We start from the raw sequence: 16,573 nt of genomic DNA, 5'->3' as shown, positions 1-16,573 counted from the left end.
GTGAGTAACTGCCATGACCGATCAACCTCCCGCTTCAACAGGCACCCCCTGCGAATCGCCTGTCGATAGCGCAGCGCCAGACCTTGAAGCAGAGGCGGTCATCGCCTTCCTGCTCGAGCACCCGGACTTCTTCGCCGAGCACGACGAGCTGCTGGTGTCGATGCGCATCCCGCACCAGCGTGGCAATACCGTTTCGCTGGTCGAGCGTCAGCTAAAGCTGCTGCGCGAGCGCAACATCGAAATGCGTCATCGCCTGTCGCAGCTGATGGACGTCGCTCGGGACAACGACCGCCTGTTCGAAAAGACCCGACGCCTGAACCTCGCCTTGATGGATGCCACCAGCCTGGACGAGCTGGTCATCGCTGTCGAAGACAGCCTGCGTCAGGATTTTCAGGTGCCCTTCGTCAGCCTGATCCTGTTCAGTGACAGCCCGATGCAAGTGGGGCGATGGGTCAGCAGCGCCGAAGCACAGAAAGCAATCGGCGGCCTGATTGGCGAGAAGATCATCTGCGGCGCGTTGCGTGAGCATGAACTGGCGTTCCTGTTTGGCGCAGAGCAAGGCAAGGAAGTGGGCTCTACCGCCATCGCCAGCCTCAATCACCTGGGCCTGCATGGTGTGCTGGCCATCGGCAGTCGTGATCCGCAGCATTACAAAAGCTCGGTCGGTACTCTGTTCCTCAGTTACATCGCCGATGTCCTGAGCCGCCTGCTGCCGCGTTTCGCTCACTCTTTACGCTCGGTTCGCTAGCTATGGAACAGCATCTGGACGCCTACTGCATGCACCTGCGCAGTGAGCGTCAGGTGTCGCCTCATACGCTTGAAGCCTACCGGCGCGATCTGAGCAAGGTTCTGGCATATTGCCAGAAGGCGCAACGGTCGAGCTGGAATGATCTGGATATCCAGCACCTGCGCAGCTTTACCGCCCGCCAGCACCAGCAGGGCCAGTCTTCACGCAGTCTGGCGCGCATGCTGTCGGCGGTGCGCGGTTTCTACAAGTACCTCAATCGCGAAGGCATCTGCCAGCACGACCCGGCAAACGGCCTGTCACCGCCCAAGGGTGAACGGCGTCTGCCCAAGACGCTGGACACCGACCGCACCGCGCAATTGCTGGATGGCGGCGTCGAAGATGATTTTCTGGCTCATCGCGATCAGGCCATTCTGGAGCTGCTTTACTCATCAGGGTTGCGACTGTCCGAACTGACTGGTCTGAACCTGGACCAGCTGGACCTGCGCGACGGGCTGGTGCAGGTCTTGGGCAAAGGCAGCAAGACCCGCGTACTGCCGGTCGGCAGCAAGGCGCGCCAGGCATTGGAAATATGGTTGCCGTTGCGTGCCCTGACCAATCCGCAGGACGACGCCGTATTCGTCAGCCAGCAAGGCAAGCGCCTCGGCCCGCGCACGATTCAAGTGCGGCTCAAGGCGGCTGGTGAGAGGGAGTTAGGGCAGAACCTGCATCCGCACATGCTGCGTCACTCGTTCGCCAGCCACCTGCTGGAGTCGTCACAGGACTTGCGCGCCGTGCAGGAGCTGCTGGGTCATGCGGACATCAAGACCACGCAGATATATACGCACCTGGACTTCCAGCATTTGGCTACTGTTTATGACAGCGCCCATCCCCGAGCCAAACGTAAAGGAGCTGCAGATGATTAAGCTGGTGACGTTTGATCTTGACGACACGCTCTGGGACACCGCCCCTGCCATTGCCGGTGCCGAAGTCACACTGCGTGACTGGCTGGCCGAACACGCGCCAAAGCTGGGGGCGATTCCTGTCGAGCACCTGTGGGAAATTCGCTCGCGCCTTGTGGCTGAAGACCCGTCCTTCAAGCACCGCATCAGCGCCTTGCGACGCCGCGTGCTGTTCCATGCGCTCGAAGATGCCGGCTACGACCCGGACGAGGCGCAGGACCTTGCCGACCGCGGCTTTGAAGTCTTCCTGCATGGCCGCCATCAGGTGCAGATTTTCCCTGAGGTGCAACCCATGCTGGAAATTCTCGCCAAGACCTTCACGCTGGGCGTGATTACCAATGGCAATGCCGATGTGCGTCGTTTGGGGCTGGCTGACTATTTTGCCTTCGCGCTGTGCGCCGAGGACCTGGGTATCGGTAAGCCCGACCCCGCACCGTTTGTGGAAGCGTTACGGCGCGCAAAAGTCGATGCCAGCGCAGCCGTGCACGTAGGCGATCACCCGAAGGACGATATCGCAGGTGCCCAACAGGCGGGCATGCGCGCCATCTGGTACAACCCGCAAGGCAAGGCCTGGGACGCAGACCGGCTGCCGGATGCCGAGATCCACAACCTGTCGCAGCTGCCGGAAGTCCTGGCACGCTGGGCCTGAAAACGGTCTGATGTTCGCTCAATAGAAAAAGCCCGCAGCGACGGCGGGCTTTTTCTCATACAGCGTCTGCAGCCTTAAATCGGGCGGCTACCGTATTTGTTGTCAGGCTTCTTGGGCGGATCGGCGACCACGTTGGCCTCCACTTCCTGCACCTTGCCACCACGCGCCAGGAACTCTTCCATGGCACGCGCCAGAGCATCGCGCTCTTTGTTCTTGGCTTCTACGCTAGGCAGTTCATCGACCGAGACAGCGGCCTTGGCCTTGCCTTTTGCGGGTGCTGCCGGAACGTCGGAATCGTCTGGCTCGGCTGCGTCGTCTTCCGGGGAGGCTGCTGCAAGCTCCTCACCGTCTTCGCCTTCCAGGTCGTCTACCAGATCGTCGTTAGTATCGTCGTCGTCGCTCATGTTCTACCTCATGACTTGCGAAAGCTGATTAGTTATAGCCCAACCGCCCGGAAATGCTAAGGCGATCGGAAAAATTCCATAACCGCTGACTCCAGCGGTTATATCCACTCACCCTGAAGGGTGGCGAGGACGTTACGAGACCCACCAGCGTCTCGATGTTCGCCCAGGTAAATACCTTGCCAGGTGCCCAGCGCCAGTCGCCCTGCCGTCACCGGCAGAACCAACTGGCAGCCCAGCAGACTGGCCTTGAAATGCGCTGGCAAGTCATCAGGGCCTTCGTCGTCATGTTCGTAGCCGTCCACGCCCTGGGGCACCAGACGGTTGAAAAAACGCTCAAAGTCACGACGTACCGCCGGATCAGCATTTTCGTTGATGGTCAACGAAGCCGAGGTATGTTGCAGCCATACATGCAGTAGCCCGACACGACAATCGCGCAACGGGGGCAAACCCGCGACTATTTCGTCAGTCACCAGATGGAACCCGCGGGGCCTGGCCCGCAAGGCAATTCTGGATTGATGCCACATACCGTTCTCCGCACCTTCGGCGCGCATTCTAACTCGACTGAGAAAAAAGCAAAGCGCGCAATAAACCGGCTTCCCTGCAAGTTGACGAAGACTGTCGATACATCGTTACCTGCGCTGCGTCACGGTGCCGAAATCATTGACGCGGGCAAAGTCAATGACAGCAAAAATCCGCGGTATATCCGCAAACGTCAGACAAAAAAAATGCCCGGAGACCGGGCATTCTTTTTTGCATCTGCGGCTGCTTACAAGTTGTAGCCACGCTCGTTGTGTTGCGCAAGGTCCAGACCGACAGACTCTTCCTCGTCGGTAACCCGCAGACCCATTACAGCATCCAGGACTTTAAGGATGATGAAGGTCACGATTGCGGTGTAAACGACGGTGAACGCGACGCCCTTGAACTGAATCCAGACCTGGGCACCGATGTCAGTAACAGTGCCGAAGCCGCCCAGTGCAGGTGCTGCGAACACGCCGGTCAGGATCGCGCCGACGATACCGCCGATACCGTGAACGCCGAACGCATCCAGGGAGTCGTCGTAGCCAAGCTTGCGCTTGAGGCTGGTAGCGCAGAAGAAGCAGATCACGCCTGCCGCCAGACCGATGATCAGAGCGCCCATCGGGCCGACTGTACCGGCAGCCGGGGTAATAGCGACCAGACCGGCAACCACGCCCGACGCGATGCCCAGAGCGCTTGGCTTGCCGTGGGTCAGCCACTCGGCGAACATCCAGCCCAGTGCGGCGGCAGCGGTAGCGATTTGAGTCACCAGCATCGCCATACCGGCAGTGCCGTTGGCCGCAGCGGCGGAACCGGCGTTGAAACCGAACCAGCCGACCCAGAGCATTGCTGCGCCGATCAGGGTATAACCCAGGTTGTGCGGTGCCATCGGCGTGGTCGGGAAGCCTTTGCGCTTGCCCAGTACCAGGCAGGCCACCAGACCGGCTACACCGGCGTTGATGTGCACCACGGTGCCACCAGCGAAGTCGAGAACGCCCCAGTCCCACATCAGGCCACCGACGCCACCCCAGACCATGTGGGCGATTGGCGCGTAGACCAGAGTGAACCAGATACCCATGAACACCAGCATTGCGGAGAACTTCATGCGTTCTGCGAAAGCGCCGACAATCAGGGCAGGGGTAATGATCGCGAAGGTCATCTGGAAGGTGACGAACACCGCCTCAGGGAACAACGCAGCAGGACCGGTAATGCTTGCTGGCGTGATGCCTGCCAGGAACGCTTTACCCATACCGCCAAAGAAGGAATTGAAGTTGACGACGCCCGCTTCCATGCCGGTTGTATCGAACGCAATGCTGTAGCCGTACACGACCCACAGGATGCTGATCAGACCGGTGATGGCGAAACACTGCATCATCACGGACAGAATATTCTTCGAGCGAACCATACCGCCGTAGAACAGCGCGAGACCGGGGATGGTCATGAACAGGACCAGAGCGGTCGAGGTCAGCATCCATGCAGTGTCGCCAGAGTTCAGCACCGGCTCGGCCACTGGGTCAGCCGCCAGGGCAAGACCAGGTAATGCGAGGGACAACAGGGCACCGAGCCCTGCGAATTGACGCAGAGTCATATTGTTTTCTCCTGGGGCGTTGGGTTTGGCGGCTTAAATAGCGTCTGTATCGGTCTCGCCGGTACGGATGCGAATGGCCTGTTCCAGATTGACCACAAAAATCTTGCCGTCACCGATCTTGCCGGTGTTGGCGGCCTTGGTTATGGCTTCGATGACACGATCCAGATCCTTGTCATCAATGGCGACATCGATCTTCACTTTGGGAAGGAAGTCGACGACGTATTCAGCACCGCGATAAAGCTCAGTGTGACCCTTCTGACGCCCGAAGCCTTTGACTTCAGTGACGGTGATGCCCTGCACGCCGATTTCAGACAACGACTCGCGAACGTCATCCAGTTTGAACGGCTTGATGATGGCAGTGACTAGCTTCATGAAAACTTTCTCCCGAATTTGGTGGACTTGCCCCAGGAAAACAAACCCGACTCAAGTCTAAGCGCAGTGCCTGGCTTTGTAACGTGTCGGCCGCCTGATCAGGCCAGGCCAACTCCAGAAAACCGCTTCTGACGAAACACTTCCCCGCTCCGCCTGCCGCACTGCATTCGTCACAGCGACTGCATCAGTGCATGGGTCATAAGCCACTAAGCAGAAAGCTTGCCATCTCGTGAATATTCATTGAATACAGGCTCTTGGGCAGGTTTTGCCGGGTCAAACCGGCTTCGCGACCAAGGTAATGCACACTAATGGTGCTCATGTGTACGCCGCAGCGCTCCATAAGCGTGCGACTCGCCCCCGTCAAATTGACTATAGACACTGCGTGTTACACTGCCGGCTTCTGATTCAGGAAAATCATCATGCTCGCGCCCAAAGCCTTTCTTGACGCCCTCAGCTGCCACGCTTCCCGTCTTTTCAACGGCGAAACGCCAGTACCCCGCAGCGAATTCGAAGCCCAGTTCAAGGCCCTGCTGCAAAGCGGCTTCAGCAAACTGGACCTGGTCAGCCGTGAAGAATTCGATAGCCAGATGGCCGTCCTCGCCCGCACCCGCGCCCGCCTGGAAGCGCTGGAGGCCAAGATGGCCGAGCTGGAAGAGAAGGCTGGCGATGTTGAAAAGGCCGAGTAATTCCTGGCCTGATATCTTCGCCGGTCGTCAGGCCATTGCGATCAGGCGATCTCGCTTCTGATCGCTTGTACCACCATGCTCGACAATCGCTCGGTCAGAGGATTGGGATTCGCCTCGTGCCTGTGCAACGTCAGGGCTATCGAAGGCAGAGCCGGCAAACCCCGGTCTTCGATATTCAGAAGCTCAGTGCCCGATTGAAGACCAAGAGCCGTTCTGATGGTGTAGCCCAATCCAGCCTCGGTGGCCGCAGACAGACCATTGAGACTCGAGCTGGTAAAGGAAAGATGCCAAGGGATCCCGGCAAGGTTCAATGCGTCAGTGGCCTTTGAATGGAAGGGACAAGGCGCGTCAAATGCAATCACAGGAAGTGGGTTGCCTGACTCGACACGCCAGTCCAGATACCGGTGTGACGATCCGATCCATTGCATGGGCAGCTCTACGATCGTTTCTTGGTACCCATTCTTTTTTACACCCCCCCACGCCACCGCAAGATCGAGAGAACCATTTTCGATGCGGTTCAACAGATCTGCATTACGTGCAATACGTGCCTCGACTCGAACATCGGGGTGGGCTCTGGCGAATCGTCCAAGCACTGTCGGCAAGAAACTGCCCAGGTCTTCCTGAAGCCCGAGGCGTACCCAGCCTTTGAGTTTGAGCTCCGACACTGCCGTTATGGTCTCGTCGTTAAGGCTCAAGAGGCGCTTGGAATAGTTAAGTAACACCTCCCCGGTGTCCGTCAACGCCAGCTTGCGTCCGGCTTTCTTGAAGAGTGGAGAGCCTGCCTGAGCTTCCAGTTTTTTCAATTGGGCACTAATGGCTGAAGTAGAGCGGGCAAGTTTCTGCGCGGCCTTGGCAAAACTGCCCAATTCGACCCCTGTTACAAAACTGCGCATGACATCCAAATCGAAATTCACCGGTCTCATAACAATCCTGCTTTTTGGGACGAACACGCAAAATAATTTGATATTCGAGACGATACTCTCATGAGAATCTTGCGACCCACAACCAATTAAATAGTGGGATTCTTATGACTGTCGATAACGGTCACCGTTGGAAAGTGCTTGGCGTCGGCGTGGCCGCCAATGCGAGCTTTTCAAGCGTCGTAGGGGGGCTGCCCGCGACGGCGGTCTATATGCGTGCCACCTACCAGTTGGATAACAGCGAGCTGGGGCTTGTACTCGGCGTTTTAGGATTGGGTATCGCCATCAGCGAGATCCCGTGGGGGCTGCTGACTGACCGCTGGGGAGACCGTCCCGTACTGCTGACTGGCCTGCTCAGTTCGGGGATTGCATTGCTGATATTGGCCATGCTGGCCTCTTACGCACCGACGGTCGTATTGCTGGCGTTGGGCCTGTTCGTAGTGGGCCTGCTTGGCAGCAGCGTCAACGGAGCCAGTGGGCGAGCGATCATGGCCTGGTTCAAAGAGGGTGAACGGGGGTTGGCCATGAGCATTCGCCAGACGGCCGTTCCGGGCGGTTACGCCTTGGGGGCCATCGTGCTGCCCTATCTCGCTTATACCTACGGGTTTGTAGAGGTCTTTACTGCATCAGCCTTGTTCTGCCTGATAGCGGCGTTGTTTGCCGGGTTCTGGCTCTATGAACCCGACTTCTCCAGCAGCGCTGCAAAAAAACAGAGCATGGAGACAAGTGCGAGCCCGTTAAAGGATCTGAGGGTCTGGCGCATCGTATTAGCCATCGGTCTGTTATGCGCGCCTCAATTCGCGATCCTCACCTATGCGGCGGTGTTCTTCCATGATTTCAGCAAGATGGACATCACGCTGATTTCAACCACGTTGGCGATTATCCAGGTCGGCGCGATTGTCAGCAGAATATGGAGCGGACGCTGGACCGACAAAAACAAAAACCGACGTGCCTACCTCAAGACCTGTGCCTGGTTAAGCACCCTGACTTTTTTGGCGCTAGGCACCTTGGTGTCGGCAGCGGGCTTTTATGGCCTGAGTGAAACTGCGCTGGCCAGCGGTCTGATTATCGGCGTCATGATCATTGCTGGAATAAGCGTGTCCGCCTGGCACGGTGTCGCCTATACCGAACTTGCCACACTGGCGGGTGCGAGTCGGGCGGGTACAGCCTTGGCCATGGGCAATACCTGCGTGTTTGTGGTGCTGTTCGCAACGCCCATCGCTGCATCCTCTCTCATGACTCACTTTTCCTGGGGAGTGGTGTGGCTGGCAGCAGCCTTCTGCGCGCTGTTGACGGTGCCGTTGTTCCCGCGCGTTGAAAAAAGCTATGCACTGGCACCCCGTTCAACCTGAGATCGATTCCCCTGCTGACCGCTGTTGTAAACCGTGTTGCCAACTAGTTTGAGCAGCACGCCCTCGCACTGACGATAGACGCCACCGGCCTGACGCTTTCTTAATTGAACTGAACTCTTTCCATGGAGGAGAGGCATGATCCCGCTATTTACTTTTGAGCCTGAAGAGAAAGCACACCTGCTGAATCTTCTGGAACCGCTAGATTTATCCCCCTATAAAAGCTACACAGGTTTCTCGGAAGGCATACGGCGCTTGCACTCCGATGTGCCCGCTCGTTTCCTGAGTGCCTGTCAGATTATCCGCAGCGAAAGAGCGAATCATCAGCAAAAGATTCACGTTATTCGCAACTGCCCTATGGACAGGTTGATTCCCGAGCTTGATCCGGAGGATCCGGTAAAGGATAAACACGTCAAGAAAACACAGTTTGTCAGTGAGGCCTTTCTTGAGCTGTTTGCGCAACTTACCGGCACACCGTTACTGTCTTATGAGACCAGAAATGAAGGTGATTTCTTCACCGATGTTATTGCCATCAAGAAGTACAGCGGGCAATTGACCGGCTTCAGTGACAGTGAACTGGTGTTCCACAATGATCGTACCGCGCATAAAGTCAGGGCCGACTACATCACTGTTACCGCTGATGCAGAATTGACCCATGTGACGACTTGGCGTTGCCCCATAAGTATTCAGCCCAAAGTCAGACCTGCTAACGCTTTACGGAGTAGAAGCTTGGGTCAGCGAAATTTCGACACATGGGTCAATTCTGCATCAGCGGCAACAAGCAATGGAACTGAAAACCAACGTAAGGCATGGTTAGAGTTTGCTAATCCCCTCAGATTGCGGGGATTAGCGAACTTTGATTTTCTGAACGAGTTTATGGCACCGCTTTTCAGGGGGATATCACCTGTCGTGGCGCTCGCTGAAGCGGTATCATAAAACGTGGTTTTATCGTATTGGCCAGGCTGCATTAGGGGGGACGGACAGGCTGGGCTTAAGTGCACTTTCTGTTACGTTGTTCCCCAAGCCCCCGACAATACAATATTAGACGTCAGCCCAGCGAAGCTTCAGGTAGTCGACCACCTGCTGAGTCTGTGAGGCCCGCAGAAACATATGTCGAAATAACATGCACCCGGAAACCTCAGTCAGAGAATCATTCAGGTCAAGCTGACGGGTAATTTCAGGCACGCCCCCCTCGACAGTCCAGTCGGGCTCGGTTTCTGATGCCGTTCCCACTTTATACAGAGCCATACCAATATATAACGCTGTGCCAGTTCCGCTGACGGTATCCGCCCACCACTGTGTGATGACATCATAACGCGCAACCTCACGAGCAAACGGCCAGTATACCTGCGGGGCGATATAATCAATGATGCCGTCAATGACCCATTTCCGTGTGTCTGCATACGCGAAATCGTAATTAGACGCACCGGCCTGCGTATCGGACCCCAGCGGGTCGTCAGATTTATTCCGCCAGACGCCTGCCGGGCTGACGCCAAACAAGACATCTGCTTTTACGGCGGCTATTTTCTTATGGCATGTATCAACCAGCGAATAAGTGTTATTCCGCCGCCAGTCGGCCTTCGTGGTAAAGTTAGTGTTGTATTTCTGGTAGGTGGCATCATCCTGCAGCAGCGAGCTTGCAGTTTCATTATAAAAATAATCATCGAATTGAATGGCATCAACATCGTATTTAGTGACAATTTCTTCAACAATACTACTAACCCACGTCTGAACTTCAGGTATACCGGGGTTGAGAACAAAGCGGTTCGCTGCGGTTCCCGTCCATTCAGGATGCGTTTTAAACACACTGGCCGGTGAGTCAGATGATGAGTTGTTCAGCTCTTCGATTGTGGCATCGCTGGCGTTCATTGATACGCGGTACGGGTTCACCCATGCGTGCAGCTCAATATTGCGAGCATGTGCCTGCTCGATAGCATAAGCCAGTGGGTCGAAGCCGGGATTCTTCCCGAGCGTACCCGTCAGGTACTTCGACCACGGAAGCAGGTCTGATGCGTAGAATGCATCTGCGCAGGGAACAACCTGGAATATGACGGCATTCATTTTCATTGCCACAATTTCATCAAGAATGCCGGTCAATTCTTCTTTCTGTTTACTGACACGTGCAGCCTCGTCAGTGATGGCCACAGATGAGACTGACGGCCAGTCAAGATTCGTAACTGTCGCGACCCAAGTCGCCTTGAGGTTTTTGTTCGCAGTTGCCATTGCGGTTTCTCCTTTAGGGTTCTGAGTGAACGAAGAACGCCTGCTCTCACAGACGTTCTTCAGGTATGGGAACGGCGTGTCAGCTCAGTTGCACGTCTTTCATCGCAGGAATATAACCGTAGTCATATTCTTCCTGCACGAACGAGCGATCCCCTTTCAAGAGGATTCTCACCGTCGGCGCTTCGGTCCCGCCGATACGATAATCCTCGCCTTCGGTGGGCACGCTGTCGATGAAAGAAGTTACCAGACCGTTTGGCATGACGCAGTGCGAATACGTCTGGAAAGGCTGCTCGGGCGGATTGCCGAGCACCAGGCCGGAAGCGTTCATTGGCCGGTACGGACCGAACAAATGTTCGCCGACAAAGCCGTACACCCCGTCTGGCCCTGTAATACCATCGGCATACGTGAACTTGTGACTGATGGTGAACAAGTAATACTTGCCGTCTTGAAAAACATAGTGCGGGCGCTCTGTCTGATCGTTCACGCCGACGGCCGTCACCAATGGCGGAAGTATTTCCCACTCTTCGCCACTGAGATCTTTTGCAACCGCCAGACCGATACAACCCACCTGGAATCTGGCACCCCCCACGTCTTCATGACCCGGCGGCACAGGGCCAAGTTCGGCAGCCCCTACTGTGTGCGAGCCGCGTTCACCGGCGACATTGCCTTCAAACACCATGTACAACTTGCCGTCATTAGGATCAATGAACGGACTGGGATCGCGAAAGTTCCAGCTCGAGTTCTGCGCTTCGGTTTGATAATACGTTCCGTCGGCCTCGAACAGTTTTTTGACCTGGGTAAAGTCTTTCAACTCCACGCCTTGATCGGACGTCACAATACGGCCACGTACCTTGGCGATCGCTGCGCCGGGTGTGACGCAGGTGTAATAAAGATCAATATCGCCTTTGTCATTCAACAGTATGGGTGTGCCCGCCCACTCTCGCGTCGTGGGCGATACCCCCTCGGCCATTACACGGCCACCAAAGATCCAGTCCTTGCCGGTACGCGAGTACCAGTAGCACATGCGTGCGCGGCCATGACGATCTTCCCAGTCACGCTTGATGTCATAACGGCCATTGGCGTCGAGGTATTGCGGATCATTGGGGTGACGGTCAGCCGTCAGGGTCAGGATAACCGACCAGCCGTTGACCGAAACCACCGTGCCATCCAGCTCGCGCAGCGGCATGGTATCCCAGATGAATACCGTATCACTCATGACCGGAAAGTCCGCACTGACCAGTGGCTGCGTGGTGGTCGGGTCATTTTCATTGACCTTCAGCGCATCGGCGCGGGACCAGACAGTGGGTTCGTAGTTGATGTTACCTGCTAGAGGACTATTTTTGAGCTGGCTTACAGCAGAGCTGCTAGTGGACATAATTGATACCTTTAAATAGCTTTGGGAGGCAGCAGCGACGCTGCTGTACCTCTTTCGCTCAAAGGCGATAACTCAAGGCTCACGGCCTTCACATGATTCAGCGTCCCGCAGCGGGAGCACTTGATTTGGAGTTCGGTGTAGTCACCCATGCGGGCCAGCAGCTTCTTGCACTGCCCGCATCGGTAGTCTTTCAACATTTGCATTGGTCTCCTTGTGCTTCGCCCAATAAAAAACCCCGCCTGGGCGGGGTTTGGGGGATCGCAATTTACCGGTTGGCGCTGTTTAAAAGCCCGTGTCCGGCGGCTGCCCTGAGGCGCAAATCGCATATCGTGGAACCTTTTTACCCCCCTCCGGAAAGGCTGGAAAGGGGCAGTTTCGGAGTAGGTCGAGTTTGGCCGGAGTTCAACACGAGTTCGACCGCAGTTGCGCAATTGACCCGGATAAACGGTACGAGACAGCGCTTTTATTGAGGGCGCTTCAGAAAAAGGAATTTCCTATGAAAGTGCTATGACTAATCGAAAATTTGGGTATCTAGGAAAGACTGGAGGACACCCTGCCCCTTCATCCCAACCATGTGCATTTGCTCTACGGCCATGTGGTTGCACCTAAAGCGCTGGTGGCCAGTTCGCTGCGGATGAAGCCCGACCACCTGTTTCTGGCAGAGCTGACGGGCGATGAGGCGTGGCACTGCATTGAAATGCAAAACACCGGTACCGGAGGCACCGTATGTACGGCGCACGCCAACGATGCCGAAGCAGGATTCGCTCGGGTGTGCGGCTTGATCAAGCAGTCACCGATCGGCATCGGCCTGGACTATAGCTACATCGAGCGCCTGGTACGGACCACATTCGACGTGGTGGTGTACATGGAAAACACCTACATCGAGGGAAGTGCATTACGAACCCGAACACAAGCTGGCCTTGCTCAATGGCCAGCGTCAACGAGCTGCCTAGGAGAACGCCATGTGGTGGAAAGTCTCGTTATCGATAGTGGTCATGATGGTCGTGTGTTTTGTGATCGGGCTGTACGCAGGGGGTGCGCTGTTTCTGCACCTGACTCAAGGTCACTTCGCGGGCTTGTCCTGGGACACACTGTGGGAGGCCCGCAAACTACCCTGGAACGACCGGCGGATGCTGTACGTGCCTTGGTCGTGGTGTGTGACGGCCGCCCTGACGTTCCTGCCAGTCGGCATCACGCTGATGGCCATTTTCATGCGCTTGAAGCCCAAGACCTCGCTGCACGGTGATGCCCGCTTTGCCAACAACCGCGAGCTGCGCCAGTTCGAGTATCAAGGCGAGTACAAGAACACCAGCAAGTAGGCATTGCACCCGCATCTCTCCTGATACTCCCGCATTTTCAAACCATTCCAATGCACCACCACGCAGACGGCTATCGGCCGCCTGGGGCCGAGCGGTGTCCGGAAGCACCTTGCAGGAAATTCTCAATGGAGAATCAGAAGGATACTTGGGCAACACTTGTCGGGTCGAAAATCCTAATGCGCAGTGGATGAGTGGAACAAAAAGTAGAAAAGCAGCCACTCATACCGCTGGCAGTTTGCTTAAAGGGCTGCTGATACTAGTTCTAAAATTTCCCGATACGAAAAACAGGAGAGGTTCGTGAGTACAAATAAGAAAGGTATTGATCTATCGCATTTTCAAGGTGATGTTGACTTTAAAAAAGTTTCTGAGGCTGGCATTGAGTACGCTTTTATCAAAGCAATAGAAGGCGCTACCGTACAGGATGCAAAATATACCACGTATCGTACGGACGCTAGAGTCGTTGGAATAAAAACGGGGGCATATCATTACTTTCGAGCACTCAGTAGCTCGCCGGAAGCACAACGAGATAACATCGTTAGTACACTTACTGCTGCTGGCTTCGATGCATCAACTGAGTTTTTTGCCATTGATGCGGAGCTCGAAGGCAACGAAAAAGCCACGCCGGACGAAATGGCTGATAATCTTCATAAACTGCTAACTTTATTGGAGAATGAAAAAATTTTACAAGGAAAAAGACCCTTTATATATTGCGATAATAATTTCTGGGCAAATCATATTTCAGGGGATAAGTATGCCTTTAGGGAAGGTCTGAAGTAGCCGGATGTTTTCCGGCTACCGAGTCCTCAGCACTTTTCAAAAAACGATGCATGTCGAAATTTGCTCAATTATCTTCGCTTTTCAGCTCTTTCGGCCGCTGCAAAGCCTTTTGCGGTAACCATTTCCTGCATTACACGCGCACCTCTCCTGCGCTCGCCAACAAATGTCGGCGGGCCATCCACAGGTTTGACAGGGCGAACAACGTCACCATCTGCGCGGTGTTCTTGGCCAAGCCCCGAAAGCGCACTTTTTCATAGCCAAACTGGCGTTTGATGACCCGAAACGGATGCTCGACCTTGGCGCGAACCTGAGCCTTGGCCTTCTCGATTTTGCGGATCGCCTTGTACAAAACACTGCGTTTTCCGTGCTTTTTGTAAGTGCTGCGGCGGGCGGCAATCTGCCAAATGACCTTGCGCCCAGCATGTTCTTCGCGCTTCTCAACCCCGGTGTAACCTGCGTCGGCGCAGACTACGTTTTCCTCGCCGTGTAGCAGTTTGGCAACCTGCGTGACGTCTGCCACATTGGCCGCTGTTACTACCACGCTGTGCACCAGGCCTGACTCGTCGTCGGCGCCGATGTGAGCCTTGGCGCCGAAATAGTACTGGTTACCTTTCTTGGTTTGATGCATCTCAGGATCGCGTTTGCCATCCTTGTTCTTGGTCGAACTGGGCGCGTGGATCAGCGTGGCATCGACGATGGTGCCTTGACGCAACGACAAGCCACGGTCGCCCAGATAACCATTAATTACGCCGAGAATCCCGGTCGCCAACTCGTGCTTTTCCAGCAGATGACGGAAGTTGAGAATCGTGGTTTCGTCTGGAATGCGCTCCAGGCTCAGGCCTGAAAACTGACGCAGGATGGTCGTCTCATACAGCGCTTCTTCCATCGCCGGATCGCTGTAGCCGAACCAGTTCTGCATCAGATGAACACGCAGCATCGCCATCAGTGGGTAGGCGGGCCGGCCACCTTCTCCTTTTGGATAATAGGGCTCAATCAGGGCAATCAAACCTTTCCAGGGCACCACCTGATCCATCTCGATCAGGAACAATTCCTTACGGGTCTGCTTGCGCTTGCCGGCATACTCGGCGTCGGCGAAGGTCATCTGTTTCATCATCGAAAAGCTCGGCGACTGGTGTCCGGAGATTTTGCCAAATTAGGAAGTCTTTTTCAGAGTTTCCTTAGAGGGTGTAGACAAAATAAATTAAACTTTCACTCCCTTGTCTGAATAGCCCTCAAGCCATGCCTAAAACCGGACGTCCTCGCTCGATTGCCGCCGAGCACTATCCCGTGCTGGTGAAACTCGCTCATGCACAGCCCTATTCCAGCCAGGCCGAATTGGCGCTCGTATTCTTCGCCGAAACCGGTATCACTGCGCATCCCGACACCTTTGCAAAAGCGTTGAAAATGGCAGGGATTACGCGTGTAAAGCAGCGGGCCAAGGGAAGTTTTCAGTCACCTGAACCTAATAAAGCCTATGGCTACAATGAAACCCACCGCCGCCAACTGCCGGAGCAGCTATATCCGAGTTGCTTGACAGATACCGAGTGGGCACTGGTCGCCGACCTGTTTGAAAGCCAGGGCGGACGAGGAGTGCCACCGCTTCACTCTCGGCGCACGTTGCTGGAAGCCTGTTGCTATGTCGTACGCACGGGGTGCTCATGGCGAATGCTACCCCGCGATTTTCCTCATTGGGACAATGTCTACAAAACGTTCCGCCGGTGGAGCGCTCAAGGCAAGTTCGAGCAAATGCATGATCGCTTGCGAGCTCAATGGCGTGAGCGGGAAGAACGCGCTGACAGCCCGTCAGCAGCGATCCTGGATTCACAGTCGACCCGCAGTTCTCCTCAAGGCGGTGACAGCGGCTACGACGCGGGCAAAAAAGTCAAGGGGCGTAAACGAAGTCTGATTGTCGATACATTGGGCCTGCTGCCGGCAGCCGCAGCATCGTGTTGATGATGCATGAAGATGGCGAGCAGATTGGCCGGTTCAAGGTACGTAGCCTGATGCGAGAGCTGGGATTGATCAGTAAGCAACCGGGATCGCATGCTTATAGAAAAGCGACGGTGGAGCGACCCGATATTCCGAATATTTTGAATCGAGCATTCGATGTTCCAGCGCCCAATCAGGTGTGGTGCGGCGATATCACTTACATCTGGGCACAAGGGAAATGGCATTACCTGGCTGTGGTTATGGATCTTTTCGCGCGCCGAGTGGTGGGCTGGGCGTTATCGAGCAAACCGGATACTGATCTGGTAATCAAGGCGCTGGATATGGCCTACGAACAACGCGGCAAGCCGCAGGGCCTGCTGTTTCACTCGGACCAGGGCGCCCAGTATGGCAGCCGACAATTTCGCCAGCGGCTTTGGCGATACCGCATACGCCAGAGCATGAGTCGTCGTGGCAACTGCTGGGATAATGCGCCGATGGAGCGGGTGTTCCGGAGTTTGAAAACTGAGTGGATACCGACCGTGGGCTACATGACGGCCCAAGAGGCTCAGCGAGACATCAGTCATTATCTGATGCATCGCTACAACTGGATTCGGCCACACCAGTTCAATAACGGACTGGCGCCAGCTCAGTCCGAAAAAAGACTTAACGTCGTGTCCGGGATCAGTTGACCACTACAGAATAGCCCTCAAGCCATGCCTAAAACCGGACGTCCTCGCTCGATTGCCGCCGAGCACTATCCCGTGCTGGTGAAACTCGCTC

At 55.6% G+C, this 16,573-nt stretch carries 17 protein-coding genes and 4 pseudogenes; 11 read left to right on the top strand and 10 right to left on the bottom strand.

Annotated features, from left to right (window positions below):
• Positions 1-13 precede the first annotated feature (13 nt).
• The 3 genes from FFH21_RS26980 to FFH21_RS26970 are packed head-to-tail and all read left to right on the top strand — an operon-like array spanning position 14 to position 2,335.
• Positions 14-748, top strand: a complete 735-nt coding sequence (locus FFH21_RS26980) for a DUF484 family protein (RefSeq protein WP_002555814.1) — start codon at positions 14-16, stop codon at positions 746-748.
• 2 nt (positions 749-750) lie between these two features.
• Positions 751-1,650 carry a tyrosine recombinase XerC gene (gene xerC / locus FFH21_RS26975; RefSeq protein WP_011169849.1) on the top strand — a complete coding sequence of 300 codons (900 nt, stop codon included), beginning with the start codon at positions 751-753 and terminating at the stop codon, positions 1,648-1,650.
• Entirely contained in the window at positions 1,643-2,335 is a 693-nt protein-coding gene (locus tag FFH21_RS26970; protein ID WP_004659608.1) for an HAD family hydrolase, read from the top strand. The genes xerC and FFH21_RS26970 overlap by 8 nt, the downstream gene beginning before the upstream one ends.
• A gap of 74 nt (positions 2,336-2,409) precedes the next feature.
• Here FFH21_RS26970 and sutA read toward each other — a convergent pair whose 3' ends face one another.
• From sutA to FFH21_RS30740, 5 genes are all read right to left on the bottom strand, one after another.
• Positions 2,410-2,739 (bottom strand): transcriptional regulator SutA, encoded by a 330-nt coding sequence (gene sutA, locus FFH21_RS26965; protein ID WP_002555811.1) that lies wholly within the window; start codon positions 2,737-2,739, stop codon positions 2,410-2,412.
• A 98-nt stretch (positions 2,740-2,837) separates the two neighbouring features.
• Positions 2,838-3,263 carry a secondary thiamine-phosphate synthase enzyme YjbQ gene (locus FFH21_RS26960; protein ID WP_002555810.1) on the bottom strand — a complete coding sequence of 142 codons (426 nt, stop codon included), beginning with the start codon at positions 3,261-3,263 and terminating at the stop codon, positions 2,838-2,840.
• 242 nt (positions 3,264-3,505) lie between these two features.
• A complete protein-coding gene (locus FFH21_RS26950) occupies positions 3,506-4,843 on the bottom strand; it encodes an ammonium transporter (protein ID WP_004663188.1) in 1,338 nt (445 codons plus the stop codon).
• A gap of 33 nt (positions 4,844-4,876) precedes the next feature.
• The gene (gene glnK / locus FFH21_RS26945; protein ID WP_002555808.1) at positions 4,877-5,215 is read right to left on the bottom strand and encodes a P-II family nitrogen regulator; all 339 of its coding nucleotides are present in this window, start codon (positions 5,213-5,215) and stop codon (positions 4,877-4,879) included.
• 196 nt (positions 5,216-5,411) lie between these two features.
• Positions 5,412-5,534, bottom strand: coding sequence for a hypothetical protein (locus FFH21_RS30740; RefSeq protein WP_255872753.1), 123 nt, complete (start codon positions 5,532-5,534; stop codon positions 5,412-5,414).
• 100 nt (positions 5,535-5,634) lie between these two features.
• Here FFH21_RS30740 and FFH21_RS26935 point away from each other — a divergent pair, with 100 nt between their 5' ends.
• Positions 5,635-5,901 (top strand): accessory factor UbiK family protein, encoded by a 267-nt coding sequence (locus FFH21_RS26935; protein ID WP_011169848.1) that lies wholly within the window; start codon positions 5,635-5,637, stop codon positions 5,899-5,901.
• A 41-nt stretch (positions 5,902-5,942) separates the two neighbouring features.
• On the opposite strand, the gene FFH21_RS26930 is transcribed toward FFH21_RS26935, so the two are convergent.
• On the bottom strand, positions 5,943-6,824 hold the full coding sequence (locus FFH21_RS26930; RefSeq protein ID WP_005743179.1) for a LysR substrate-binding domain-containing protein: 882 nt from the start codon (positions 6,822-6,824) through the stop codon (positions 5,943-5,945).
• A 104-nt stretch (positions 6,825-6,928) separates the two neighbouring features.
• On the opposite strand from FFH21_RS26930, the gene FFH21_RS26925 reads away from it, so the two are divergent.
• On the top strand, positions 6,929-8,173 hold the full coding sequence (locus FFH21_RS26925) for an MFS transporter (RefSeq protein WP_019740751.1): 1,245 nt from the start codon (positions 6,929-6,931) through the stop codon (positions 8,171-8,173).
• Positions 8,174-8,308: 135 nt separating this feature from the next.
• Positions 8,309-9,106 carry a hypothetical protein gene (locus FFH21_RS30735; protein WP_011169846.1) on the top strand — a complete coding sequence of 266 codons (798 nt, stop codon included), beginning with the start codon at positions 8,309-8,311 and terminating at the stop codon, positions 9,104-9,106.
• Between the two features lie 105 nt (positions 9,107-9,211).
• On the opposite strand, the gene FFH21_RS26915 is transcribed toward FFH21_RS30735, so the two are convergent.
• The 3 genes from FFH21_RS26915 to FFH21_RS26905 all read right to left on the bottom strand — a co-directional run bounded on the left by FFH21_RS26915 (position 9,212) and on the right by FFH21_RS26905 (position 11,971).
• A complete protein-coding gene (locus FFH21_RS26915; RefSeq protein ID WP_011169845.1) occupies positions 9,212-10,393 on the bottom strand; it encodes a glycoside hydrolase family 10 protein in 1,182 nt (393 codons plus the stop codon).
• A 79-nt stretch (positions 10,394-10,472) separates the two neighbouring features.
• Complete coding sequence (locus FFH21_RS26910; RefSeq protein WP_004667176.1) at positions 10,473-11,768, bottom strand: glycoside hydrolase family 68 protein; 1,296 nt, start codon at positions 11,766-11,768, stop codon at positions 10,473-10,475.
• Positions 11,769-11,779: 11 nt separating this feature from the next.
• On the bottom strand, positions 11,780-11,971 hold the full coding sequence (locus FFH21_RS26905; RefSeq protein WP_003381760.1) for a Com family DNA-binding transcriptional regulator: 192 nt from the start codon (positions 11,969-11,971) through the stop codon (positions 11,780-11,782).
• A 332-nt stretch (positions 11,972-12,303) separates the two neighbouring features.
• Between FFH21_RS26905 and FFH21_RS26895 the strand changes: the two are divergent.
• The 3 genes and pseudogenes from FFH21_RS26895 to FFH21_RS26885 form a co-directional block, all read left to right on the top strand.
• Positions 12,304-12,721 (top strand): annotated as a pseudogene (locus FFH21_RS26895) (ATPase, T2SS/T4P/T4SS family); the annotation flags it as partial.
• Positions 12,722-12,730: 9 nt separating this feature from the next.
• Complete coding sequence (locus tag FFH21_RS26890; protein WP_004662956.1) at positions 12,731-13,087, top strand: hypothetical protein; 357 nt, start codon at positions 12,731-12,733, stop codon at positions 13,085-13,087.
• Between the two features lie 297 nt (positions 13,088-13,384).
• Positions 13,385-13,852, top strand: a pseudogene (locus tag FFH21_RS26885) (glycoside hydrolase family 25 protein); the annotation flags it as partial.
• Positions 13,853-13,994: 142 nt separating this feature from the next.
• On the opposite strand, the gene FFH21_RS26880 reads toward FFH21_RS26885, so the two are convergent.
• The gene (locus tag FFH21_RS26880; RefSeq protein ID WP_004665467.1) at positions 13,995-14,975 is read right to left on the bottom strand and encodes an IS5-like element ISPsy2 family transposase; all 981 of its coding nucleotides are present in this window, start codon (positions 14,973-14,975) and stop codon (positions 13,995-13,997) included.
• Between the two features lie 128 nt (positions 14,976-15,103).
• Between FFH21_RS26880 and FFH21_RS26875 the strand changes: the two are divergent.
• Positions 15,104-15,811: pseudogene (locus tag FFH21_RS26875) on the top strand (IS5-like element ISPsy19 family transposase); the annotation flags it as partial.
• Positions 15,790-16,482 (top strand): annotated as a pseudogene (locus FFH21_RS26870) (IS3-like element ISPsy24 family transposase); the annotation flags it as partial. The pseudogenes FFH21_RS26875 and FFH21_RS26870, both read left to right, overlap by 22 nt.
• Positions 16,483-16,573 lie beyond the last annotated feature (91 nt).

Origin of the sequence: Pseudomonas sp. KBS0707, assembly GCF_005937945.2 — a bacterium.
Classification (GTDB): Bacteria; Pseudomonadota; Gammaproteobacteria; order Pseudomonadales; family Pseudomonadaceae; genus Aquipseudomonas; species Aquipseudomonas amygdali.
The sequence above is the reverse complement of the archived record's forward strand: the minus strand, read 5'-3'. Positions and strand labels throughout refer to the sequence as shown.